Genomic DNA, 22,645 nt, shown 5'->3' with positions numbered 1-22,645 from the left:
CCACCGAGCCGATTCCGAAGAACGCACCGTGGCACAGTGCCGCGACGATGCGCCCGCCCATCATGACCTCGTATGACGGGGCGAGCGCGGACATCAGGTTGCCGATGATGAACAGCACCATGAGCGAGAGAAGGACCTTCTTGCGCTCGAAGCGGGTGACGGCAGCGGTCAGGAGGATCGCGCCGATCGCCACCGACAGTGCGTAGCCCGAGATCAGGTAGCCCGCGACGGACTCGGTGACCTCGAAGTCGGCCGAGACCTCGGGCAGGAGGCCCATGATGACAAATTCGGTGAGGCCGATCCCGAACCCGCCCATAGCGAGGGCAATGAGACCCAATGGCATCTCGATGTTCCTTTCACAGATTTACGCGTAAGCCGTTAGCGGGCGTGTGCAGTAGTTGCAGGCGCGCTATAAATAGTTGCACGCGCGCGCTACATGCGCAAGCTGGTAACCTTGAGCGGCAGGAAACGGACAAGGAGAATCACATGGGGATCGCCGACGACGCCGTCGAAATCCGTTCGCAAGGGTGGCGCACGCTCGCAGCGCTGCACGGCGCGCTCGACACCGAATTGGAACGCGCCCTCCAGCGTGAGCACAAACTGTCCGTCGTCGAATACACCGTGCTCGACGCACTGAGCCGCCAGGACGGCTGGCACATGCGGATGGCCCAGTTGGCCCGCGCTGCCGCACTGAGCAGCAGTGCCACGACGCGCTTGGTCAATCGACTCGAAGATCGAGGACTACTGACGCGCATCCTGTGCGCCGACGACCGTCGAGGCATCTACACCGAGCTGACGCCGGCCGGCCGCGAGCTTCTCGAAAGCGCACGGCCGACGCACGACGCCACCCTCGAAGCCGCACTCGACGAGGCATGCAAGACACCCGAACTCGCGCCGTTGGTGCGCGCCCTCCACGAGCTTCCCGTCGGCTAGAAAGCCGCCGGAAGCAGGGCACGCTCTTTGATGCCCGAGACCACCTGAGCGACAAACACACCCGCGTCGACGACCGCCCGCCCACCACGGGCGGGGACCAGAACGTCTACGGTGCCGGCGTGCACCTCGTTGTCTCCGATCACCGCAATGTACGAGTCACGGTGAGTGCGTGCCTCGCGTATGCGACGTCCCAACGATCCGTCGGCTGCGATCGCCACTCGAACATCGCGGGCCTCGAGATCAGCGCGCAAACACTCGGCCTCAACCTGGTGCCGGTCGCCGACAGGCAGGATCGAGACTTGGTTGGGTGCCAGCCACGGCGGCATCCGCCCTTCGAACCTTTCGATCAAGAGCGCAGTCATGCGTTCCATCGACCCAAGCAAGCCCCGATGGATCATGACGGGGCGAGCTTTGGATCCGTCTTCCGCGGTGTACTCGAGGTCGAACCGTTCCGGTTGATTGAAGCCGAGTTGGACGGTCGAGAGTGTTTCCTCACGGCCGTGCGCGTCTCGCACTTGGACGTCGATCTTGGGACCGTAGAACGCCGCTTCCCCCTTCGCTTCCACATATTCGATCGAGCGCGCCTTCAGTGCTCCACGAAGTTGATCCTCGGCGTCGGCCCACTGCTCGTCGGTGCCGAGGTACTGCCCGGTCCCTCTGATCGAGAGTCGGTACCCCCGTTCGGCAATCCCCAGCGTCGAGTAGCAGTCCTCGATCGCGTCGAGCGCGAGGATCACTTCCGCTCGAATCTGCTCGCGACTGCAGAAGGCGTGTGCGTCGTCGAGATTGATCTGTCTGACGCGATTCAGTCCACTGAGAACTCCGGAGAGTTCACTACGGAACATCGAGCCGAGTTCACGAACGCGGAAAGGTAACTCGCGATAACTACGACCGCGAGCGGCGAATATTTGGGCGTGATGAGGACAGTTAGCCGGACGAAGGAGAAATGACTCTCCGCGTATCTTCATTTCAGGGAACATGTCGTCCGAGAACTTGGACCAATGCCCAGATCTCTCGTACAACTCTTTCTTCGCCATAACGGGGGTATAGACACCCCGGCAACCGGATCGCGCTGCTTGCTCGGCGGCGAACTTTTCGAGTTCGCTCCTGATGATCGCGCCGTCCGGTAACCAGAGTGGGAGGCCTGCTCCGACTATGGGGGTGGTGGCGAAAAACTCCAGCTCGCGCCTGAGTTCGCGGTGGTCAACGCTCATGAGAGCTCTCCAAATCGTTCAAGGGGAGACGCACACGGAGCGAAGAAACAAGAAAACCCCGGGGCGATAACTCCCGGGGCTGAAAGGGTTCGGTCAGCAGTTGCTAAACGATGCGCCGGAAGAGAACCGGCGTCGTCGTGCTGTGCGCAATACTGACCATGTACGCGAGGTTACATCAACTTCCTACCCACCTACAGCCCGAATTGTCGGGCCTCTATGCTGACGCAACTGGGAAGGCGCAGCAGTAGCCAACGAAACACCCACGAAGAGCGAAGTTTCGGCAATCATGTCCGAACGTGAGGTTCTCGGATATGAGGAGGATGTGCGACGGTGCCGGACCACTTGCTCGAACAGTTGATCACCATTCCTTTGTTCACGGGAATCATCGGGTACATCACCAATTGGTCGGGCGTCCTGATGCTTTTTGCGCCGATCAACTTCCACGGGATCAAAGTGCCCGGCCTCAAACTGCTCTTCCCGTTCCTCCCCCGGCGCGTCCAGGTGATCCCGGCGATCACGAGCGACGGCCGATTCGGCTGGCAAGGCATCGTCCCCTCGAGGGCGGAGAAGATGGCGTCGATCGCCGTCGACAAATCCCTCGCGAAAGTCGGCAGCATCGCCGACTTCTACCGCGTTCTGGACCCGGACAGCATCGCCGAGCACTTGGTGAACATCTCGCGCAGTGAAGTGCGCGGCGTGGTCACCAGAATCATGACGGCCGAGAATCCTCAGCTCTGGCACAACCTTCCGACGTCGGTGAAGGAAGCCGTCTTCCGCAAAGTGGAGGACGATCTGCCGGCCAGCGTGCGGATGATCACCGACCGCATCGAAGAGGACATCGACGAGTTCATCGACGCAAAGCTGATGGTGATCCGCTACCTCTCCTCGCATCCCAAACTGCTCAACGACATCTTCCGCACGATGGGCAATAAAGAACTCCGGTTCATGCAGAACTTCGGCTTCTACTTCGGATTCCCGATGGGCTTCGTGCTCGTCGGAATCCTCCATCTGGTTCCGCAGTGGTGGGTGCTTCCCATCGGCGGTGTGATCATCGGATACATCGTGAACTACCTCGGTATCACGATGATCTTCGAGCCGATCACCCCCAGCCGTTGGGTGCCGTGGCGGCAGGGGCTCTTCCTGAAGCGACGCACCGAGATCATCGCCGGGTACGCAAAAACCCTCGCCGATCACGTCGTGACGCTCGAGAACATCGGCACCGAACTCCTCGAAGGTCCCCGCTCGGACCGAACGCGGCGGATGCTCGATCAGGTACTGCGCGAATCCGTCGACGACGCAGCCGGCTGGGCAAAGTCGGTGGTCAAGATGACCGTCGGTTCGCAGAGCTACAAGCGTCTGCCCGGACTGGCCACCACCGAAGTGCTCGACTTGTACCCAAGGGTCTTCGAGGACGCGGAGTTCGCCGAGAACCAGTCGGAGAAGATTCGTGTCTTCGTCACCGAACGCATGAGCATCCTTTCACCGGAAGATTTCAGCGAACTACTACGCTCAGCCGTCAAGCAGGACGAGTGGCTGTTGTTCGTACACGGGGCCGTGCTGGGCTCGTTTGCCGGTTTCCTACACCTCGCAATATTCGGAGTATGAGCATGAGTGAGCACGACCATCGCATGATCGTCGAAGCGGAATCGTACGACTGGGCTGCGGACATCACGCCGGTCGAATCCGTCGAAAAGCGTCTGATCCGTAGCCTTGTCGGGCTTACCGCCACGACGACGCTCACGTCGATCAAGCTGACGGGTTGGGCTTTCGGAACGGCGAAGGAGGCGACGCGGCAGATCGTTCAGGCCGCCGCCGAAGCCGCGGCAGAGGCTGCAGAATCCGCCAACGTGCAATCCGAACGTCGGGCCGAGAACACCAACGGAGACGGCTCGCGGACGGAGAACCTGCGGGCAGCGATGGCAACTCGTACCAATCGCAAACAGAGCGTCGAGGCCACTCTCGCGGCGCTGCGGGCACGCGGCGACAGGTTGCTGGACCGTTCCGCGGACGTGACCGATCGCGACGATCTGCACCCGGCTTACGACCGGATCCTCGACGAGATCGCACCAGACGAAGCTCGAATTCTTCGGCTGTTGGCCACCTCCGGCGCACAACCGAGCGTCGACGTGCGCACGGCGCGGCCGTTCGGAGTCGGCTCGGAGATGATCGACGAGGGTCTGTCGATGATCGGAGAACTGGCGGGATGTCGACATCTGGACCGCATCAGCGCCTACCTGAACAACCTGCATCGGCTCGGTTTGGTGGCGTTCTCACGCGAGCCCGTCGAGGCCGACCGGTACCAGGTGGTCGAGGTGCAGCCGTCGGTGATCGAGGCGGTCAAGCGCGCAGGACGATCCAACAGGATTGTGCGTCGTAGCATCCTGCTGACGCCGTTCGGTGACGACTTCTGTCATACCTGTTTTTCGCTGTAGGGCCTCCGGCCCCGTGAGTGGTCAAGGAGCCGCTGGACTCCTTAACCACTCACGGGGGCTTGCCCCCTAAAGCCAGGTATCTTCCGTCGTGGTCGTCAGGAAAGCTTCCAGATCGTCACGCCAGGTAGCCGGAACAGTCTTGTCCGGCTCGATGCCCGTGTACTGCCCACGATAGAAGAGCAGCGGGCGTTCGGTCTTGATCTCACTCATCGACGACACCCGACCGAAGACGACGTAGTGATCGCCGCCGTCGTGGACGGTTTCGACTGTGCAGTCGATGTGTGCGAGCGACTTTTCGATGATCGGTGAGCCCAACGGTGATGGCGTCCAATCGATACCGGCGAACTTGTCCGGCTCACGCGACCCGAAACGAGCACACACCGCCTGCTGTTCCTCCGCCAACACGTTGACGGCGAACTTCCCGGTCCGCTCGATTGCCGCCCACGACCGAGAACCCTTGGTGGGGCAGAACAACACCAAAGGCGGGTCGAGTGACAGGGCGGCGAAAGACTGACACGCGAACCCGACTGGTTCACCGTCGTCGACTGTCGTGATGATGGTGATACCCGTGCAGAACTGCCCGAGAACCGTGCGGAACTGGCGTGGATCGATCGCCTGCTCCGCGCTCACCGACGCGTCGGGCGAACTCACGGCTTCATTCCCACCGTGAAGTCGTGACCCCACAGGCTCACGGCCGTGCTTTCCCTCGCGATCCAGTTTTCGTCCTCGACCTCTAGCCCCTCACAACCGAATTCGATGTCGAACCCGCCCGGAGTCTTCATGTAGAACGAGAGCATCTCGTCGTTGACGTGACGACCGAGAGTCGCCGACATCTTGACCTTCTTGCGCAATGCCCGGTCGAGGCACAGTCCGACGTCGTCGGAGTTCTCCACCTCGAGCATCAGGTGCACGATGCCCGTCGGGTTGGGCAACGGCAGGAACGCCAAGCTGTGGTGACGCGGGTTGCAGCCGAGGAACCTCAGCCACGCCGGGTCGCCGTCCGCGGGCCGCCCGACCATCTGCGGAGGCAGACGCATCGAATCGCGAAGCTTGAATCCGAGTACGTCGCGGTAGAACCGGAGCGAAGCATCGTCGTCGTCGGTGGTGAGCACAACGTGGCCGAGCCCCTGCTCCCCCGTCACGAACCTGTGCCCGTACGGGCTCACGATTCGGCGGTGTTCGAGCGCGGCGCCGTGGAACACCTCGAGGGAGTTACCCGAGGTGTCCTCGAACGCGATCATCTCGACGACGCGACGGTCCTTGAGTTGCTCCGCCGTGCCTTCCTTGAACGGAACACCGGCCGCCGACAACCTGTCACGGATATCCTGCAGCTCAGCCGCATTCGCGGTTTCCCACCCGGAGACGAGTAAGCGATCCGTGTCATTCGGAACGATGACAAGACGCGCCGGGAAGTCGTCCATACGCAGATACAGCGATTCCGCGTCGACGCCCTTGCCCTCGATCATTCCGAGGATCTTGAGTCCGTACTCGCGCCACGCAGCCATGTCGGTGGCCCCGATGCGCATGTACGCCAGAGATCGAATACCCATCATTTACCTCCGTCGAGCAGGAAGTCGGTTGCAAGCCGGTTGAATTCGTCGAACTTCTCGAGCTGCGCCCAGTGACCGCAACCGCCGAAGACGTGGAGCTGCGCGCGCGGGATCATCTTGAGCGCAACCAGCGCGCCGTCGAGAGGGTTGACCCGATCCTCACGGCCCCAGATCAGCAACACACGCTGACGAAGCTTGTACGCCTCGCGCCAGAGCATGCCGAGCTCGAAGTCACCGCTGGAGAAGGACTTACCCATCGCCTTGGCCGCAGCCAACGACTCGGGAGTACTGGCCGCAGCAAAACGTTCGTCGACGAGTTCCGGCGTGATCAGCTTCTGATCGAAGACCATGATCCGCAGGAATGCTTCGAGGTTCTCACGGGTGGGCTGGTAGCTGAACTTCCCGAGATTCTTGACGCCCTCGGTGGGGTCCGGCGCAAACAGGTTGACACTGAGACCGCCGGGGCCCATCAGAACGAGGCGACCGGCACGGTCCGGGTAGTCGAGCGCAAAGCGAACGGCAGCGCCACCGCCGAGCGAATTGCCCAGCAGATCAACGCGACCGGTGATCTCGAGCGTGTCCAGGAGATCATTGAGCGCCGACGCACTGTGCACGAAGTACTGCGGGTGGTCCGTCGGCTTGTCGGACTGCCCGTAGCCGGGCTGATCGACCGCGATGACGTGAAAGTTCTTCGCCAACACCGGAATGTTGCGGGCAAAGTTCGACCACGACGACGCACCTGGGCCACCACCGTGCAGCAGCACGATGGTCTTGTCGTTGCCGACGCCCGCCTCGTGGAAATGCAGTTTCAGATCGGGGCGCACTTGCGCGAACCGCGAAGTGGACTCGTAGGTGAGGGCTTCTTCGGTGGTTGTCACTGAGCCTCCTCTAGACCATCGTGTCGGTGATCGGCAGACCGAATTCGCCGGTTCCGAACATGACGTATGCGCGTTCGGGATCGTTGGCGGCGTGGACGCGACCAGCGTGAGCATCGCGCCAGAAACGCTGAATCGGCGTACCGTTCTGCAGCGCCGTTGCACCGGAGTTCTCGAAGAGCTTGTCGATCGAGGCGATCGCACGGCCAGTGGCGCGCACCTGGTCACGTCGAGCGCGCAGACGCAGTTCCATCGGAACCTCTTCGCCCGCAAGGATCAACGCGTACTCGTCGGCGACGTTGCCGGAGAGCTGACGCCACGCGGCGTCGATGTCGCTGGATGCCTCGGCGATGCGTACCTTGGCAAACGGATCGTCCTTCGACTTCTCGCCGGCGAACGCAGCGCGCACACGCTTGCCCTGGTGCTCGACGTGCGCTTCGTAAGCGCCGTAAGCCATTCCGACGATCGGTGCCGAGATCGTCGTGGGGTGAATGGTTCCCCACGGCATCTTGTAGACCGGTGCGGTGTTGTTCTCGAGGCCGGGGGCGGTCAGTTCGCTCATCGCCCGGAAGCTCAGAACGCGATGCTTGGGAACAAAAACATCCTTGACCACAACGGTATTGGAGCCGGTTCCACGCAGACCGACCACATTCCACACGTCGTCGATCTGGTAGTCCTCGCGAGGAATCAGGTAGCTCACGAAGTCGACCGCGCGGCCGTCCTTGAACACCGGACCACCGAGAACGGCCCAGCTGGCATGGTCACAACCCGAGGACCAAGCCCACGCACCGTTGACCTTGTATCCGCCCTCGACTACTTCACCCATACCCATCGGGGCGTAAGAGGACGAGATGCGAACGTCAGTGTCGTTGCCCCACACGTCTTCCTGTGCCTGCTGAGAGAAGAGGGCGAGGTGCCAGTTGTGTACGCCGATGATCGACGAGACCCATCCTGTGGAACCACACGCGCTGGCGATCTTCTTGACCGCGGAGTAGAACAGCACCGGATCGGCTTCGTATCCGCCCCACTGCTTCGGCTGCAGCAAGCGGAAGAAGCCTGTTTCCTGAAGAGCCTTGATGGACTCGTCGGGGATACGACGCAGATCCTCGGTCTCCTGTGCGCGCTCGCGCAGTGCCGGCAGTAGTGCGTCGAGCCTCTGCATCACCTCGTGGCTGTCATGGTTACCCACTTCGACGCTCCCGTCTTCCTCGATCGGTTGGTTCACTTACACTTGAGACTAGAACACGTTCTCTTTTCTGTCGAGACGCTGACAAAGGTCCCGTTTGTGGCCGCAATGCTGTAACAAGTGCCCCCAAAATCTGGCGGAACCGGATCGAGTTCTATAACGTGTTCTACTAACAGCTAGAAGGGATGTGAGGTCACAATGGCGCAGATTCGCGAGATCGACGTCGGAACGGTGCAGACTCGTTTCGCCCGCGGTTGGCACTGCCTGGGTCTACTGAAGACCTTCAAGGACGGCAAACCGCACGCGATCGAGGCTTTCGGTACGAAGCTCGTGGTGTTCGCCGACAGCAAGGGCGACATCAAAGTTCTCGACGGATACTGCCGTCACATGGGCGGTGACCTCACACAAGGCGAGGTCAAGGGCGATTCCATCGCCTGCCCCTTCCACGACTGGCGCTGGGGCGGCAACGGCAAGTGCACCGGCATTCCTTATGCCCGTCGCGTGCCCCCGCTCGCACGTACCCGTGCGTGGACGACCCTCGAGCAGAACGCTCAGCTCTTCGTCTGGAACGACCCCGAGGGCAATCCGCCGCCCGAGGAGATCGTGATTCCTCGTATCGAGGGCGCCTACAGCGACGAATGGACCGACTGGACCTGGAACTCCATGGTCATCGAGGGGTCCAATTGCCGCGAGATCATCGACAACGTGGTCGACATGGCGCACTTCTACTACATCCACTACGCCTTCCCGACGTACTTCAAGAACGTCTTCGAAGGTGAGATCGCCACTCAGTACCTCAACACCACCGGCCGTCCCGACATCGGAATGGCCTCCCAGTACGGCGGCGACACGCTGCTTCGCTCCGAAGCTGCGTATTACGGGCCGTCGTACATGGTCAATCCCCTGTGGAACAGCTACAGCGGATACGAGGTCGAGAGTGTTCTCATCAACTGCCACTACCCGATCAGCCCGGACTCGTTCGTGCTGCAGTGGGGTGTGACGGTCAAGAAGCCGACGGGCGTCTCCGACGAGATGGCCGACAAGCTGGCCGGCAAGTTCACCGAGGGCATCAGCGAGGGCTTCCTGCAGGACGTCGCGATCTGGAAGAACAAGACCAAGATCGAGAATCCTCTCCTCTGCGAAGAAGACGGCCCCGTTTACCAGCTACGACGCTGGTACGAGCAGTTCTACGTGGACAAGGCAGACGTCACCGAGAAGATGACGCAGCGCTTCGAGTTCGAGGTGGACACCACCAAGGCAAACGAAGCCTGGCACGCCGAGGTCGAGGAAAACCTCGCACGCCAGAAGGCTGAGAAGGAAGCTGCAGCAGAAGCGGCAAAGAAGGAAGCAGAGGTCTAGTCGTGAGCGCCTCGATCGGAACCGACGCACGGTGGGCTCGTTGGGCCAAGGCACCGGACTTTGCCGGGCAGACGGAACGACTCGAGGCGATCGCGGCCCAGACGATCGAGGACAAGCACGAATACCTCGACTCGGGTCTGCAGGAAGTCGACTGCAAGGCATGCGGCGCGTGCGTACTGGTTCGCAAGAACACGTACAAACACACCAGCGTGCAGTGGACTTCCGACCCGGCGCTGCGTTGCCACACCTTCAAAGAGGCAATTGCTTCCGGTCAGTCGACGGCATTGAAGGACGGATGCCCGAAACTGCACGACAGCATCGCCGACGCAGTCAGGGACGGCACCATCACGGTGCGTGATCCCGAGGTCAGCTGACCTGACTGTGAAGAACGAGGGCCGACCCACCACGGGCCGGTCCTCGTTTTACGTTCCAGCGACTGTGCGTCCGTCAGGCTGGTGGTCGCACCTTTCGTGCAGCCACCGCATAGACGTCGCTCGACGTGGTGAGCGAGTTCTTTCCGCTGACTGCCGGCACTCCCCCGCGGAGATTCACCGCCCAGTTGAGCGCACCCAATGGTCCGCATCCACTGGCTCCCGGCGCCGCAAACACAGGATCCGAATGTGGGACTGCCGGGAACACCGCACCGGGAACCTCGCCGATGGGTTCCGAAGGCGGGTTTCCAGTTGTGGTCAAGTGAAGATTGATCGGATTCGAGACCGAACCGATGTAGCAATCGTCGCCCAGCAACGGATTCGACAGTTTCAAGCGGACCGGCATCGTGAGTTCCTGCTCGAGGACCTTCAGATCGGGGACTCCCACCGATTCGACTGTCGCGCTGATCTGAGTCAGTCCGAGCGGAGTATCGATCCCGAGCGCACCCCCTGGTACCGAAATCGGGTTGGAATAGACCCCGTTGGACCCGTCCGGCTTGGCAACGAACGTCTCGATAAAACTGTTGTCGGGCTGGGTCGCGTATTTCACCCCACCTGCAACCTTGAGACTTCCGTCCGGGATAGGCACCGAAAGTGCGCCCAATTTCATGGTCCCTCCGCGAACTACGACGCTGGCGCACGTCGTCACCTCGAGATCCTCGATCGGGCACGTGCCCCAACCGTCGAAGGTCAACGGATCAATCTCTGCCGCACCGGAGGAACCGAGCGATCCGCTGCCGGAAGACCCTGACGAGGATTCGTCGGCATTTGCCACACCTGCACCGGCCATGACAAATGTTGCAACTAGCGCGACTGTCGACATCACTCGAGACTTATTGCGGCTCTTCATCTTCGAATTCCTCCACCGTTGACGGAAATTCACGAGAGCCACCCCTGCGGATCGCACCTCGATCTACGCCCGGCACGCTACCGAGAAGTGAGACGCGGATTCACACATAACGACGATATTTCCCACCAAAGAACTACGGCGATCACGCTCGATCGAACTTCCGCCCTAGCCCGGAAACCGTATCGATCCCCGTCGCCTCAGTTCTTTTCGGCTGCACCCGAACCGATGACCTGATCGAGGAACGGCCCGAACATCTCCCCCAGGTTCTCGGCGATCTGATCGGGGGTACCGAAAGACAACGTCACGTGACTGATCGCCAGACGCACTATCGTGCTGCCGAACATCTCGGCATGGATGCGGTCGACGTTCGCCCAACTGGTCATGAAGATCTCGGCCAACCTCGCGCTCGCATGTTCGAGCAGCGGAGTCCCGTCAGTGGTGACCAAGCTCAGCAGGTCGTGCTGCGGCCGGGGACCGACAATGCTGACCACCATCGGGTCCCGGGCACCGGCGTCGAAGAAGGCACGGAAGGCTGCCGAGACCGCGCCCCGCGGATCCGAATGATGCAGCGTTACTTCGCGTTCCACTTCTTCGAGAAACTCGTCGACGAAACGGATGAGGTATCCGGACGCCAATCCCTGGCGGGACGTGAACTCCTTGTACAACGTCTGCCGGCTCATACCAGCAGCTTCGGCGATATGCGCCATCGTGATGTCGTTCCACGATTTCTCGGTCAAGAGTTCGCGTGTGGCGTCGAGCGCTGACGCACGGAGGAGTTGACGAGCTGCCTCGTGGTACGGGACACGGGCACGAGCGGTGGACATATCGGGAAGATTTCCATCGCCCGTGCTCGGTGTCAAAACGGTGGACACGCAAGCCACAGAAGTCACGAGCACACTCAGAGCACCGGTGAGGCGACAAGACCCGCCGCAAGTTCGGTCAGATCCCTATTTGTATCGGCGAGTACGTCGACGCTGATGTCCGGAGAGCGTTCGATAAGGGTTCGGACGGCCCGAATATCTTTCGGCCGCCCCACACTCACAGCGCCGACGATCTTCCCCTCGCGCATGCAGATCGCAGTGAAGTCATAGGAGTCCAAGTCTCCTCGGACGATCACGGTGTCGTCGGCACCTGGCCAACCGGCTACCTGGATGTTGCGGCCGAATTGGTTCGACCAACTCCATGGGACGGATTCGAAAGGTTCCGCCTTCCCCACAATGGTTTTGGCAACTGCGACGGCGTGGTCCTGCGCAGTGTTCCAGTGCTCGCCGCGGTGCATGCCGCCGAGAAAACCGTTGGGCACGTTGGCCACATCGCCGATCGCGTACACACCATCGACAGACGTTCTGAGGTATCGGTCTACCGAAATCCCGTTGTCCACCGCAATACCCGCAGCAGCAGCCACATCGGTATCGGGCAAGGATCCGATTGCGACGACGGCCAGGTTCGCTGTCCACTCGCGTCCGTCTCGCCCGTGTGCGGTGACGCCGTCGGCACCCGTCGTGAGCGTCTCGAGGTCGACTCCCGTCTGCAAGGCGACGCCGGCCAAAGTGTGCAGCGCGGCGATCTTCTCCGCTATCGACGGTGGAAGCAGTCTGGACAGGGGCAGCGGTTGCGCTTCGAGAACCTGCACACTGCAACCCAAGTCACGTGCCGTTGATGCCACCTCGGATCCGATCAGACCACCGCCGACCACCAGTAGCGAGGATCCTTCGATCAGCTGAGATTGCAAGCGTCGCATGTCAGCGATATCGCGCAGATAGTGAACGCGCTCGGAATCTTCAGCGGCCAATCGTCGGGACCGTCCACCCGTGGCAAGAATCAGAACGTCGTAGGGGACACTGTCCCCCTCGGCCAAATGTACTGTGTGGGAATCTGTGTCGATACCTGTGACAGTCTCGCCGATGCGAAGGTCGATACCCTGCTCGGTCCAGAAAGTCGACGGACGCAACCGAACCCGATCAATCGACGCTTTCCCGGACAGTAGCTCCTTCGACAGCGCCGGACGACGGTACGGCTCCTCAGGTTCGCTGCCGATCAGGATGATGCTGCCGCCGAACCCTTCCTTGCGCAAAGCCTGCGCCGCACCGGAACCGGCGATGCCCGTGCCCACGATCACGACGGTCCGGGTGTCGGGCTCACTGACCGCTGTCATCAGCGGTCCACCTCCACCATTTCGAAATCGACTTTGGCAGCGCCACAATCAGGGCAGGACCAGTCCTCGGGGATTTCGTCCCAGCGAGTGCCGGGCTCGATACCGTCGTCGGGCCAGCCGATCGCTTCGTCGTATTCGAACCCGCACTGGAGGCAGCGGAACAATTTGTAAGCAGTGGCAGTCTCGGACATCGGTTTTCCTTTCACCGGTGGATATTTCGATCAGGATTGCGTGACGAGGGTGAAGTCGACCTTCTCGCGGACGCCGCAGTCGGGGCAGCACCAGTCGTCCGGAATGCTCGACCACGGCGTGCCGGGCGGAAAGCCCTCTCGCGCAGCGCCTGTCGATTCGGTATAGGTGTAATCGCAGATCGGGCAGGTGTAGGCGTTCATGCGTTCACCCCGTAGGCCGCGAGGATCTTGGCCCGCTTCTTCGGCGCGATGTTGACCTGGGTGATGTCGCCTCGGTAGTGCTCGAGAACGCGATGGTCCATCACCTTGCGCCACAGGGGCGGAACTGTGGCGAGCATGATCATGCTGGCGTAGCCGCTCGGGAGCTGAGGCGCCTCTTCCATACTGCGAAGCGCTTGGTAGCGCCGTGTCGGATTCGCATGATGATCGCTGTGCCGCTGCAAGTGATAAAGGAAGACGTTGGTGCAGATGCGATCACTGTTCCAGCTGTGCGCCGGCGTGCACCGCTCGTACCGCCCGCTCGCGGTCTTCTGCCGCAGAAGTCCGTAGTGCTCGAGGTAGTTGATCGCTTCGAGCAGCGAGAACCCGATGAACGCCTGGACCACGAGGTACGGTGCGATGCCGATCCCGAACACTGCAAGAGCGACACCGAACAGAACAACCGACATGAGCCAGGCGTTGAGCACGTCGTTCTTGATGCTCCAGTGCGTGGTGCCCAAACGCTCGAAGCGGGTCTTCTCGAGATGCCATGCCGACTTCAATCCTCCGCCGACGCTGCGCGGCCAGAAACCGTAGAGGGTCTCACCGAAGCGCGAGGTCGCCGGATCTTCCGGAGTCGACACTCGCACATGGTGGCCACGGTTGTGCTCTAGGTAGAAGTGGCCGTAAGCGCTCTGCGCGAGAACGATTTTGGACAACCAGCGCTCGACGCTCTCCTTCTTGTGCCCGAGTTCATGGGCGGTGTTGATGCCGATTCCGGCCGTCACGCCGATCGTCACGGCCAGTCCGATATTGGAGAGGACGCTCAAATCCCAACGCGCCCAGATGTAGCAGGACAGGAAGAAGGCCGTGTACTGCAGCGGCAGATAGGCGTAGGTGCACCACCGGTAGAAGCGGTCGTTCTCGAGTTCGTCGATCACCTCGTCGGGTGGATTCTTCCCGTCCTCACCCGCCAGGATGTCGATGACGGGAATGAGAGCAAACGCAATCAGTGGGCCGGTCCACCAGAAGACATTCCATCCGGTGGCGGTAACAAGCCCCACTGCGATGAAAGTTGCCGATGACGGAATCAGCGCCAACAGCCACAAGTAGCGTTTCCGGTCTCTCCAAGTTGCGAGCCGACCATCTGGCTCGGTGTACACCAACGCCGCCATCGAATTCTCCAGTTCTCGTTCGGATCAGTGAGTGCGTCCTGCGCGGTAATCCGCGACACGAACAACATCTATGTATAGAGAGTGGACAAATGACGGTGTTTTGTCAACGATTTCAAGGTAAAACTTTTACAAACATGCTGATTTGTACATCGAGATGAACCCTCCGTTCGGGCTGATCGCAAATCTTCCGCCACCGCGCCACACTCGGTACAAAAGTGGAATGGGGACGTCAACGTGCGCAATATGCGCCAAACACCAAGGAACAGGCCCGCTCGTCAGCCCCCGAATATTCGAGGACGACTTCGTCGTTGTCTCCCATCGGCCTCCTCAGCCAGACGGCCGTTCGGTTCCTGGATATGTGTTCGTCGAGACCCGTCGACACGTGTCCGGATTGCCTTCACTATCCGAACCTGAAGCACTCGCCATCGCACACGCGGTCTGGTGCGTCTCACGTGCCCTCGACTCGGAATTGACTCCAGAATTCGTGTTCTCCGCGATCGCCGGGCGAAGCGTCCCCCACTTTCATCAGCACGTTTTCGTCAGGCCCTTCGGCGCTCCGAGTTCAGTGAGTTGGAACGACGTCGATTCATGGGACGACGCGCCACGCGTCGACGAGGTCGAGCTCACGCTTCTGTGCAGGAGAATCGCGCTCGGCTTCGAAGCCGAGCAATAGCGCAAAACAGTCGGTGCGCGGACGGACAGTCGGCGCGAGACACAACCTCTCGATGTCCGATTTGCGCGAATTTCCCCAAAACGAAAGTTCGCTTACCCATACTGAAATGACCGACTGTCCCCGACGTGAGTGGGTCCTCATGGATACCGACGTATTGGTAGCGGGCGCCGGCCCGATCGGTTTGACCACCGCGATCGAACTGCGCAGACGCGGTATCTCCTGTCGAATAGTCGACCCCCTCGACGAACCGCGGCAATACGCGAAAGCCGTCGGGATTCAGCCACGCACTCTCGAACTCTTCGAGAACATGGGGGTGCTCCGCCAGGCACTCGACGCCTCGACATTGATGCGCGGTCAGATCATGTACACGAACGGCGTCGAGGTCGGCCGCGTCGACCTCACCCTCCCCGACGACGTTCCTTACTGGTTTCTCTGCCTGCCTCAGTACTCGACGGAGCACATCCTCACCGAGCGCCTCACCGAGTTGGGAACAACCGTCGAACGCGGAGTCGGCCTCACCGCATTCGAACAATCCGACGACGCCGTCACCTGCACCCTCAGCGACGGCAGCACCGTGACGGCCCAGTACCTGGTGGGTTCCGACGGCGCGCACAGCGTGGTCCGCAAAGAGCTGGGCCTGAGCTTCGAGGGCGGCGCATTTGCCGAAAGCTACATGCTCGGTGACGTCGAAGTCGACTGGTCGATCCCCAGTGGCTACTCCGTCCGCGCCAACCACACCAGCGACGACGGAACCACCGACGACCTACTCGTCTGCATCCCACTTCCCGGACACAAGCGGTACCGCATGTCGATGCTCGTTCCGGACGATTTGATGCCGGACGAATCGTCGAACAAAGCCTCTGTACTACACGGTTTTTCAACCGGCAAGACACCTGAACTCCATCACATCCAGGCCGTGCTCGACAGACTGTCCCCAGAACCGACAACCGCCTCGATGCTGCGATGGTCCTCGGTCTTCCGCATCAGCCACCGCATCGTCGACGCTTACAGTCGCGGACGGGTTTTTGTCGCCGGCGACGCCGCACATATTCATCCCCCAACCGGCGCTCAGGGTATGAACACCGGGATCCAAGACGCCCACAATCTCGCATGGAAGATAGCGCTCGCAGTCAAAGGCGTTGCAACAGCAGATCTTCTCGAGACCTACGACGCCGAAAGACGGCCGGTCGGTGAAGAAGTCGTCGGGATGACCGTCCGAAATGCTCGAGAAGGAATCGGTGCGGGAGAGTCCTCGATCGACACGGCAATGCGGCGCCAGGCTCAATTGTTGATCGACTACTCGGAGAGTCCGCTGAACAGCGGGCGTGATTCTTCGAGTCCGCATGTCCAACCGGGCGAACGCGCACCCGATGCGCGCGGTTTGCGCCGAGACGGTGTTCAGTACCCAATTCGGTTGTTCGACTTACTGTCCGGAGTCGACCACACGTTACTGCTGACTTCGGACGGATCCGCGGAGAGCATCAACGGTCTGGAGAAGGTCGCCGACGCCGCAATTCGATCAGCGCACGGCTTGCTGGACGTCTATGCGATAGTGCCACCGGGAACTGTGCCCGTCGATTCGCTGGTGCCGATCATCGAGGACAACGACTCGCAGCTGTGCGCCGCGTACGGAGTCGAAGGTACGGCGGCGCTGGTCATTCGACCCGACGGCTACCTCGGATTCCGTGGTCATCCGGAGAACGTTTCGGACTACTTCTCGAAAGTGTTTGCCGTCAGTCGGGAATGAGCGAAGCGAACATCAACCGAATCTCCGGTGAAAGCTTCATCAACTCGACATATCCACCCAACGGCCCGGCGTCGAGATAGGAAAATTCCATACCGGCGCCCTCTACCCGACCCTGTTGCACCACCGGCATTCCGCGACGCTCGGCCTCGACCAGCGTCGCCTCGTAATCGTCCGGAACCCAGGCCATGTGATGAACTCCGACGCCGTGAGTCTCCAGGAATTCCGTGTACAGGTTGCGTCCGGACACTGGTTGGATCAGCTCGAGCTGTTGGCTGCCCGCATATCCGATCGACACGTGCACGACATAGTCCGCGGGCTCCCCGCGAAAGGTTGTGGTCTCGGGACCAAAGGCGATGTCTGGCATACGTAGCCACCGCTCCACTCCCCACTGCCGAGTGAACTCCTGTTCGGCAGCCTCGATGTCCTCGACCACCCAGCAGATCTGGAAGATCGGTCCCGAGACCAACGGGGTCATGCCATTTTTCCGTTGTCCACCGAGTAGACGGCCCCGTGTATCGCCGAGGCGTCGTCGGAGGCAACGAAAGCCACCATCTTCGCGACGTCCTCGGCTTCCATCAAGCCACGCGGCGATGCAACCTTCATGACGAGATCGAAGTCGACTCCGTCAGGGAAGGTGAATCCGGTGACTTGAGGAGTCATCATGCCGCCGGGGCAGATTGCGTTGACACGCAGAGACTTTCCGGTGAACTCCATCGCCATCGCCCGGGTCAGTCCGATGAGTCCGTGCTTGGCAGCGCAGTATCCAGCCGAGTACGCCTGCCCTTCCAGCCCCGCGATCGAGGAGACGTTGACGATGTTGCCACCCCGTTCCAACAAGTGCGGCAGTGCTGCGCGGGATAGAAAGAACGGTCCGTTCAGATTGACCGCAAGGTCATGCGCCCATTCGGAATCTGCAATGTCTGCCGTGTGGCGCAACGAGTGCGATCCCGCCACGTTGACGAGGATGTCGATACCACCGAGTTCGTCGACACACGCTTGCACGGCCGCATCACACTGAGCAGAATCCGAGACGTCCGTCGCTGCGTAACGACGCTCACCGTCAGTGCCGACCACCTCGACCATCGACCGCCGCAGCTTTTCCTTGTCACGGGCGATACCGAAAACCTGTGCGCCCCTGCGGTGGAGGATCTCGGTCACCGCGCGCCCCAACCCTGAGGACGCGCCGGTCACCAAGGCCACTTTTCCGGCCAGTACGTCTGCCATGGCCTAGGAAGCCGCTGCTTCGCGCTGGAGTTCCAGCGCGATGTCGATCAACTGATCTTCCTGGCCGCCGACCAACTTGCGCTTACCGGCGCGAACCAACAGCTCGGCGGACGACACTCCGTACCGCTCGGCCTGACGCTCGGCATGCTTGAGGAAGCTCGAGTACACGCCGGCGTAGCCCATCATCAGCGCTTGACGATCGAGCAGGCATTCCTGCGGCATTGCCGGGCGCACAACATCTTCGGCAGCATCGGCGATGGCGAAGAAGTCGATACCGGTCTTGACGCCGATCTTGTCGCAAACACCGACGAAGGCCTCGACCGGGGCGTTGCCGGCGCCGGCACCGAACCGACGGGTACTACCGTCGATCTGCTTGGCTCCGGCACGAACTGCCGCAATGGAATTGGCGACGCCCAGGCCCAAGTTCTCATGTCCGTGGAAGCCGACCTGAGCGTCGTTGCCGAGTTCCTGAACCAGCGCCTCGACGCGATCGGATACCTGCTCGAGTACCAGCGCGCCGGCCGAGTCGACCACGTACACACACTGGCAACCCGCGTCGGCCATGATGCGAGCCTGCCTGGCCAGCTTCTCCGGCGGAATCGAGTGAGCCATCATGAGGAATCCGACTGTTTCGAGTCCGCGCTCACGCGCGAGGCCGAAATGCTGGATGGATACGTCGGCCTCGGTGCAGTGAGTTGCGATGCGGCAGATGGACGCACCGTTGTCCTGCGCGATGACGATGTCGTCCTTGATGCCCAACCCGGGCAGCATCAGGAAGGCGATCTTCGCGTTTGTCGCGGTCTCGACGGCAGCTTTGATGAGTTCCTGCTCGGGAGTCTTCGAGAAGCCGTAATTGAAGGAGGATCCGCCGAGACCGTCGCCGTGAGTGACCTCGATGACCGGCACTCCGGCTCCGTCGAGGGCACCGACGATGGCCCGTACTTCTTCGACGGTGAACTGATGACGCTTGTGGTGGGAGCCGTCGCGCAGCGATGTGTCGGTGACGCGGATGTCCCAGCTCGAATCGAAATGAATCATGTCGCTCACGCCTTCACACTCAGAAGCTTCTGGGCGATTTCTTCGCCCACCTTGGTGGCTGCTGCCGTCATGATGTCGAGGTTGCCCGCGTACGGCGGCAGGAAATCGCCTGCACCTTCGACCTCGACGAATGTTGTGACCGTGGCGTATCCACCGGAAACGACACTCGGTTCGTCGAACTGCGGTTCGTTGAGCAACCGGTAGCCGGGCACGTACTGCTGGATGTCCTTGACGACGCGATGAATGGAGTCGGTGATCGCGGCTCGATCGGCGTCCTCGGGGATGGCGCAGAAAATGGTGTCGCGCATGATCATCGGCGGGTCTGCGGGGTTGAGGATGATGATCGCCTTACCGCGCTTGGCGCCACCGATCGTCTCGATACCGCGGCTGGTGGTCTTGGTGAACTCGTCGATGTTCGCGCGGGTTCCCGGACCGGCGGACAACGATGCAACGGAGGCGACGATCTCGGCGTACGCCACGTCGACGACTCGCGACACCGCGTAGACGATCGGAATGGTTGCCTGCCCACCGCAAGTGATCATGTTGACGTTGGGTGCGTCGAGGTGCTCACGCAGGTTCGCCGGCGGAACCACAGCCGGGCCGACGGCGGCCGGAGTCAGGTCGATGGCACGGATACCCGCGGCCTCGTAGCGGGGTGCTGCCTCGCGGTGCACGTATGCCGACGTCGCCTCGAACACCAGGTCCGGTTTCTCCGCCTGGTTCAGCAACCAGTCGACACCCTCGGCAGAGGTCTCGAGCCCCATCTTGCGAGCGCGAGCCAATCCTTCACTCTCGGGATCGATTCCGATCATCCATCGCGGCTCCAGCCACTCGGAACGCTGCAATTTGTACAACAGATCGGTACTGATGTTTCCCGATCCGACGATCGCCACACTTGCCTTGGTCATGACTACTCCTACGTGAACTGAAGAGAGACGGAGCCGAGGCCGCTGAACTCGGCTCGGAAGTTGTCGCCTGGATGAGCGTCGATCGCTCGCGTGCACGAACCCGGCAGCACGATGTCGCCGGCCTTGAGCCGAACTCCGAAGGTGTCGACCTTCTGCGCCAACCACGCAACCGCGGTGACCGGGTTCCCGAGAACCGCATCGCTGCGCCCCTCCGCAATCCGCTCCCCGTTGCAGGTCAGAACCGCGTCGATGGCCTTGATGTCGATGTCCGACGGGCGAACTCGTTCCTTGCCGAGGATGAACCCCGCGGAGGACGCGTTGTCTGCGATGGTGTCCGAGAGGCCGATCTTCCAGTCCTTGATCCGGCTGTCGATCAACTCGATGGACGGCGCGTAGGCGACAGTGGCGTCGATGACATCCTGTTCGGTGCACCCGGCGCCCGGCAGATCTGCTCCCAGAATGAAGGCGACCTCCACTTCGACGCGCGGGAAGCAGAAGCGCGACGTGTCGACCGGACGGTTCTCGAACTCTTCCATCTCGGCGAGCAGGTGACCGTAATCTGGCTCGTCGACGCCCATCATCTGCTGCATCGCCAGTGACGAGAGTCCGACCTTGTGTCCGACCACCTTTGCGCCACCGGCAACACGACGCCGGATGTTGATGAGCTGGATCTCGTAGGCGTCGACGACGTCGATGTCCGGATAGTCGGCGATCAGCGGGCTGATCGGAGCGCGGTCCCGTTCCGCCGAATCGAGGTGGTCGGCAAGTTCGCCGCGGATCTGCGTCGAGAGCATCGTTCAGGCCTTTCCGACTGTGGTGAATGCGGCTGCGTGCTGACCGGCTCGTCGTCCGGAGAACACGCAGTCGGCGAGCGACAAGCCGCTCACATACGAGTTGGAACAGATACCGACAGCGGTACGGCCGGCGGCATACAGGCCAGGGATACCCTCCCCGGCCTCGTTTTTCACCATGCCGGACGATTCGTCGACCACCAATCCACCGAGCGTGAGCATCGGGCACGGATTCATCATGTTGGGCTTGATCGAGACGTCGTACATCGTGAACGGCGCAGACAGTATCGGCCTGACGAAGTCCGACGGCTTACCCATCGGATCGGGTTGCCCGGCAGCGGCAGCCGAGTTGTGCGCGTCGACTGTGGCTTGAAGGCCTGCGACGTCTATCCCCGCCTTGCGAGCGACCTCGGCAATCGTGTTGCCACGCACCGCGGTACGCATCATGCCGGTGGTCTGCACCCGCTGGAACCACATCGACTGGTCACTGATCTGCGACTTCGCTTCGCGAACAAGCTCGGAATCTGCCAGCAGCCAACCGATTCCGCTGCTCTTCTCCGCCATCGCCTGACCGAGAGCGGCACCGTAACGTGACTCGTCGACGATTCGCGCACCGGATTCCCCCACCAGAACGGAACCGAGAAAAGCACTCGGCGGGACGATGAATCGCCAGGCGGAAACATTGCCGAGCTTGTCGGTGGCTCCCCCGGCTTCGACACCGAGGTTGATGCCTTTGCCGTCGTCGCCCGACGTGCCGAGCGGAATACCGCCCTTGTAGGCAGGAGCATGGGTGCGCATCATCTCGCGATTGGACACGAAGCCGCCGGCGCTGAGGATCACGCCGCCCCGAGCTTGGATGCGAATCCGCTTGGCGTGCTTCTTCTCGATCTTCGCGATGAGTGCGTCGAGAATAGTGCGCAACTGCGGCGCGTAGACGCCGGGCTTGGAGGACAACGATCCGAGCGTCGCGTGACGGCGGCGAACTCCGGCAGGTGCGTCACGCAGCGTCAGTGCTTCGACGCCGATCACCCGGCCGTCCTCGATGATCAGCCGGTCCGCTCGCGTCTGGCCGAGAAGTTGGACGCCCTTGGCCTCCGCGGACTTCGCGAGCGGGCTGTACAGCATCTTCCCCGACGTGCCCCTCCCCTTGGCGCGATGACCGCGCGGAGCAGGTTTTGCGATGTCACGGAACCCGCCGGCCGATTCGCTACCTGAGAAGTAGAGGTAGTGCTTGTTGCTCGGATACGACGTCTTGTACGGACACAGTGAGGCCTCGAACGGCACTCCGTGACTGCGCAGCCAGTCGATCGACGCCGGGCTCTCGTCGACGAACCGGCGCAGCGTCTGCGGCGTCACCGCGTCACCGACCTCGCGGTTCAGGTAGGCGAGCATGGCTTCGGGACTGTCCTCGACACCGGCTTCCTTTTGAATCACGGTGCCGCCGCCGGCGTAGTAGATTCCCCCGGAAATCGTGCTGGCCCCACCGCCGAGCGCTCGGTCGATGGCCAAAACCGACGAACCGGCCGCTACCGCTTCGAGCGCCGCACTGGCGCCCGCCACACCGAACCCGACCACAAGGACGTCAACCGAAGTATCCCAGGTCACACCGCACCATCCTCAATTTCACTGCAACGTGTTTCGTTATCAATGACAACGTCCGGAAATACTTCCTGGCAGAAAGCATGGACTGACACCCCCATCATTCTATAACGTGT

At 61.5% G+C, this 22,645-nt stretch carries 25 protein-coding genes; 7 read left to right on the top strand and 18 right to left on the bottom strand.

From position 1 onward, the window contains the following. A partial coding sequence (locus ACFT1A_RS19260; protein WP_378448262.1) for an MFS transporter occupies positions 1–343 on the bottom strand: 343 nt, incomplete at its 3' end. Positions 344–486: 143 nt separating this feature from the next. Between ACFT1A_RS19260 and ACFT1A_RS19255 the strand changes: the two genes are divergently transcribed. Further along, positions 487–933: a MarR family winged helix-turn-helix transcriptional regulator gene (locus ACFT1A_RS19255; protein ID WP_003945852.1), complete on the top strand. Its 447-nt coding sequence runs from the start codon at positions 487–489 to the stop codon at positions 931–933. Here ACFT1A_RS19255 and thrS read toward each other — a convergent pair. Continuing rightward, positions 930–2,147: a threonine--tRNA ligase gene (thrS, locus tag ACFT1A_RS19250; RefSeq protein ID WP_378448261.1), complete on the bottom strand. Its 1,218-nt coding sequence runs from the start codon at positions 2,145–2,147 to the stop codon at positions 930–932. The genes ACFT1A_RS19255 and thrS overlap by 4 nt on opposite strands. A gap of 330 nt (positions 2,148–2,477) precedes the next feature. On the opposite strand from thrS, the gene ACFT1A_RS19245 reads away from it, so the two are divergent. Further along, entirely contained in the window at positions 2,478–3,752 is a 1,275-nt protein-coding gene (locus ACFT1A_RS19245) for a DUF445 domain-containing protein (RefSeq protein ID WP_007734105.1), read from the top strand. Between the two features lie 2 nt (positions 3,753–3,754). Further along, complete coding sequence (locus tag ACFT1A_RS19240; RefSeq protein ID WP_081557350.1) at positions 3,755–4,579, top strand: Abi-alpha family protein; 825 nt, start codon at positions 3,755–3,757, stop codon at positions 4,577–4,579. Between the two features lie 66 nt (positions 4,580–4,645). Here the strand turns inward: ACFT1A_RS19240 and hsaB are convergent, their stop codons facing one another. The 4 genes from hsaB to hsaA are packed head-to-tail and all read right to left on the bottom strand — an operon-like array spanning position 4,646 to position 8,193. Beyond that, on the bottom strand, positions 4,646–5,230 hold the full coding sequence (gene hsaB / locus ACFT1A_RS19235; protein WP_283307210.1) for a 3-hydroxy-9,10-secoandrosta-1,3,5(10)-triene-9,17-dione monooxygenase reductase subunit: 585 nt from the start codon (positions 5,228–5,230) through the stop codon (positions 4,646–4,648). Continuing rightward, positions 5,227–6,129: an iron-dependent extradiol dioxygenase HsaC gene (gene hsaC / locus ACFT1A_RS19230; protein ID WP_003945585.1), complete on the bottom strand. Its 903-nt coding sequence runs from the start codon at positions 6,127–6,129 to the stop codon at positions 5,227–5,229. The genes hsaB and hsaC overlap by 4 nt, the downstream gene beginning before the upstream one ends. Beyond that, complete coding sequence (gene hsaD / locus ACFT1A_RS19225; RefSeq protein ID WP_378448260.1) at positions 6,129–7,007, bottom strand: 4,5:9,10-diseco-3-hydroxy-5,9,17-trioxoandrosta-1(10),2-diene-4-oate hydrolase; 879 nt, start codon at positions 7,005–7,007, stop codon at positions 6,129–6,131. Before hsaD ends, hsaC begins: the two co-directional genes overlap by 1 nt. A 10-nt stretch (positions 7,008–7,017) precedes the next feature. Beyond that, positions 7,018–8,193 (bottom strand): 3-hydroxy-9,10-secoandrosta-1,3,5(10)-triene-9,17-dione monooxygenase oxygenase subunit, encoded by a 1,176-nt coding sequence (gene hsaA / locus ACFT1A_RS19220; RefSeq protein WP_039973406.1) that lies wholly within the window; start codon positions 8,191–8,193, stop codon positions 7,018–7,020. 195 nt (positions 8,194–8,388) lie between these two features. On the opposite strand from hsaA, the gene ACFT1A_RS19215 reads away from it, so the two are divergent. Then, positions 8,389–9,549 carry a Rieske 2Fe-2S domain-containing protein gene (locus ACFT1A_RS19215; protein WP_378448259.1) on the top strand — a complete coding sequence of 387 codons (1,161 nt, stop codon included), beginning with the start codon at positions 8,389–8,391 and terminating at the stop codon, positions 9,547–9,549. A 2-nt stretch (positions 9,550–9,551) separates the two neighbouring features. After that, positions 9,552–9,923, top strand: a complete 372-nt coding sequence (locus ACFT1A_RS19210; protein ID WP_007734099.1) for a hypothetical protein — start codon at positions 9,552–9,554, stop codon at positions 9,921–9,923. 73 nt (positions 9,924–9,996) lie between these two features. Here the strand turns inward: ACFT1A_RS19210 and ACFT1A_RS19205 are convergent, their stop codons facing one another. The 6 genes from ACFT1A_RS19205 to ACFT1A_RS19180 all read right to left on the bottom strand — a co-directional run bounded on the left by ACFT1A_RS19205 (position 9,997) and on the right by ACFT1A_RS19180 (position 14,549). Beyond that, positions 9,997–10,830, bottom strand: a complete 834-nt coding sequence (locus ACFT1A_RS19205) for a hypothetical protein (protein WP_378448258.1) — start codon at positions 10,828–10,830, stop codon at positions 9,997–9,999. A gap of 197 nt (positions 10,831–11,027) precedes the next feature. Next, on the bottom strand, positions 11,028–11,654 hold the full coding sequence (locus tag ACFT1A_RS19200; protein ID WP_162113961.1) for a TetR/AcrR family transcriptional regulator: 627 nt from the start codon (positions 11,652–11,654) through the stop codon (positions 11,028–11,030). A gap of 74 nt (positions 11,655–11,728) precedes the next feature. Continuing rightward, complete coding sequence (locus ACFT1A_RS19195) at positions 11,729–12,985, bottom strand: NAD(P)/FAD-dependent oxidoreductase (protein WP_378448257.1); 1,257 nt, start codon at positions 12,983–12,985, stop codon at positions 11,729–11,731. Then, the gene (locus tag ACFT1A_RS19190; RefSeq protein ID WP_007734094.1) at positions 12,985–13,176 is read right to left on the bottom strand and encodes a rubredoxin; all 192 of its coding nucleotides are present in this window, start codon (positions 13,174–13,176) and stop codon (positions 12,985–12,987) included. The genes ACFT1A_RS19195 and ACFT1A_RS19190 overlap by 1 nt, the downstream gene beginning before the upstream one ends. Positions 13,177–13,206: 30 nt before the next feature. Then, positions 13,207–13,377 carry a rubredoxin gene (locus ACFT1A_RS19185; protein WP_314673806.1) on the bottom strand — a complete coding sequence of 57 codons (171 nt, stop codon included), beginning with the start codon at positions 13,375–13,377 and terminating at the stop codon, positions 13,207–13,209. Beyond that, positions 13,374–14,549 carry an alkane 1-monooxygenase gene (locus ACFT1A_RS19180; protein ID WP_378448256.1) on the bottom strand — a complete coding sequence of 392 codons (1,176 nt, stop codon included), beginning with the start codon at positions 14,547–14,549 and terminating at the stop codon, positions 13,374–13,376. The genes ACFT1A_RS19185 and ACFT1A_RS19180 overlap by 4 nt, the downstream gene beginning before the upstream one ends. Before the next feature lie 220 nt (positions 14,550–14,769). Between ACFT1A_RS19180 and ACFT1A_RS19175 the strand changes: the two genes are divergently transcribed. Both ACFT1A_RS19175 and ACFT1A_RS19170 read left to right on the top strand, forming a co-directional pair. Next, positions 14,770–15,222, top strand: a complete 453-nt coding sequence (locus ACFT1A_RS19175; protein ID WP_050655892.1) for an HIT family protein — start codon at positions 14,770–14,772, stop codon at positions 15,220–15,222. Positions 15,223–15,361: 139 nt separating this feature from the next. After that, a complete protein-coding gene (locus tag ACFT1A_RS19170; RefSeq protein WP_378448276.1) occupies positions 15,362–16,969 on the top strand; it encodes an FAD-dependent monooxygenase in 1,608 nt (535 codons plus the stop codon). Here ACFT1A_RS19170 and ACFT1A_RS19165 read toward each other — a convergent pair. The 6 genes from ACFT1A_RS19165 to ACFT1A_RS19140 are packed head-to-tail and all read right to left on the bottom strand — an operon-like array spanning position 16,956 to position 22,535. After that, the gene (locus ACFT1A_RS19165) at positions 16,956–17,444 is read right to left on the bottom strand and encodes a VOC family protein (protein ID WP_378448255.1); all 489 of its coding nucleotides are present in this window, start codon (positions 17,442–17,444) and stop codon (positions 16,956–16,958) included. The two genes, ACFT1A_RS19170 and ACFT1A_RS19165, sit on opposite strands and share 14 nt — an antisense overlap. Then, positions 17,441–18,193: an SDR family NAD(P)-dependent oxidoreductase gene (locus tag ACFT1A_RS19160; RefSeq protein WP_378448254.1), complete on the bottom strand. Its 753-nt coding sequence runs from the start codon at positions 18,191–18,193 to the stop codon at positions 17,441–17,443. Before ACFT1A_RS19160 ends, ACFT1A_RS19165 begins: the two co-directional genes overlap by 4 nt. 3 nt (positions 18,194–18,196) lie before the next feature. After that, a complete protein-coding gene (dmpG, locus tag ACFT1A_RS19155) occupies positions 18,197–19,231 on the bottom strand; it encodes a 4-hydroxy-2-oxovalerate aldolase (RefSeq protein ID WP_378448275.1) in 1,035 nt (344 codons plus the stop codon). Positions 19,232–19,236: 5 nt separating this feature from the next. Beyond that, entirely contained in the window at positions 19,237–20,139 is a 903-nt protein-coding gene (locus tag ACFT1A_RS19150) for an acetaldehyde dehydrogenase (acetylating) (RefSeq protein ID WP_378448253.1), read from the bottom strand. Positions 20,140–20,147: 8 nt separating this feature from the next. After that, the gene (locus tag ACFT1A_RS19145) at positions 20,148–20,933 is read right to left on the bottom strand and encodes a 2-keto-4-pentenoate hydratase (protein WP_378448252.1); all 786 of its coding nucleotides are present in this window, start codon (positions 20,931–20,933) and stop codon (positions 20,148–20,150) included. 3 nt (positions 20,934–20,936) lie between these two features. Beyond that, positions 20,937–22,535, bottom strand: a complete 1,599-nt coding sequence (locus tag ACFT1A_RS19140) for an FAD-binding protein (protein WP_378448251.1) — start codon at positions 22,533–22,535, stop codon at positions 20,937–20,939. Between the last annotated feature and the right edge of the window lie 110 nt (positions 22,536–22,645).

It is taken from the genome of Rhodococcus sp. NPDC057135 (assembly GCF_042670865.1).
GTDB lineage: Bacteria > Actinomycetota > Actinomycetes > Mycobacteriales > Mycobacteriaceae > Rhodococcus_F.
The sequence above is the reverse complement of the archived record's forward strand: the minus strand, read 5'-3'. Positions and strand labels throughout refer to the sequence as shown.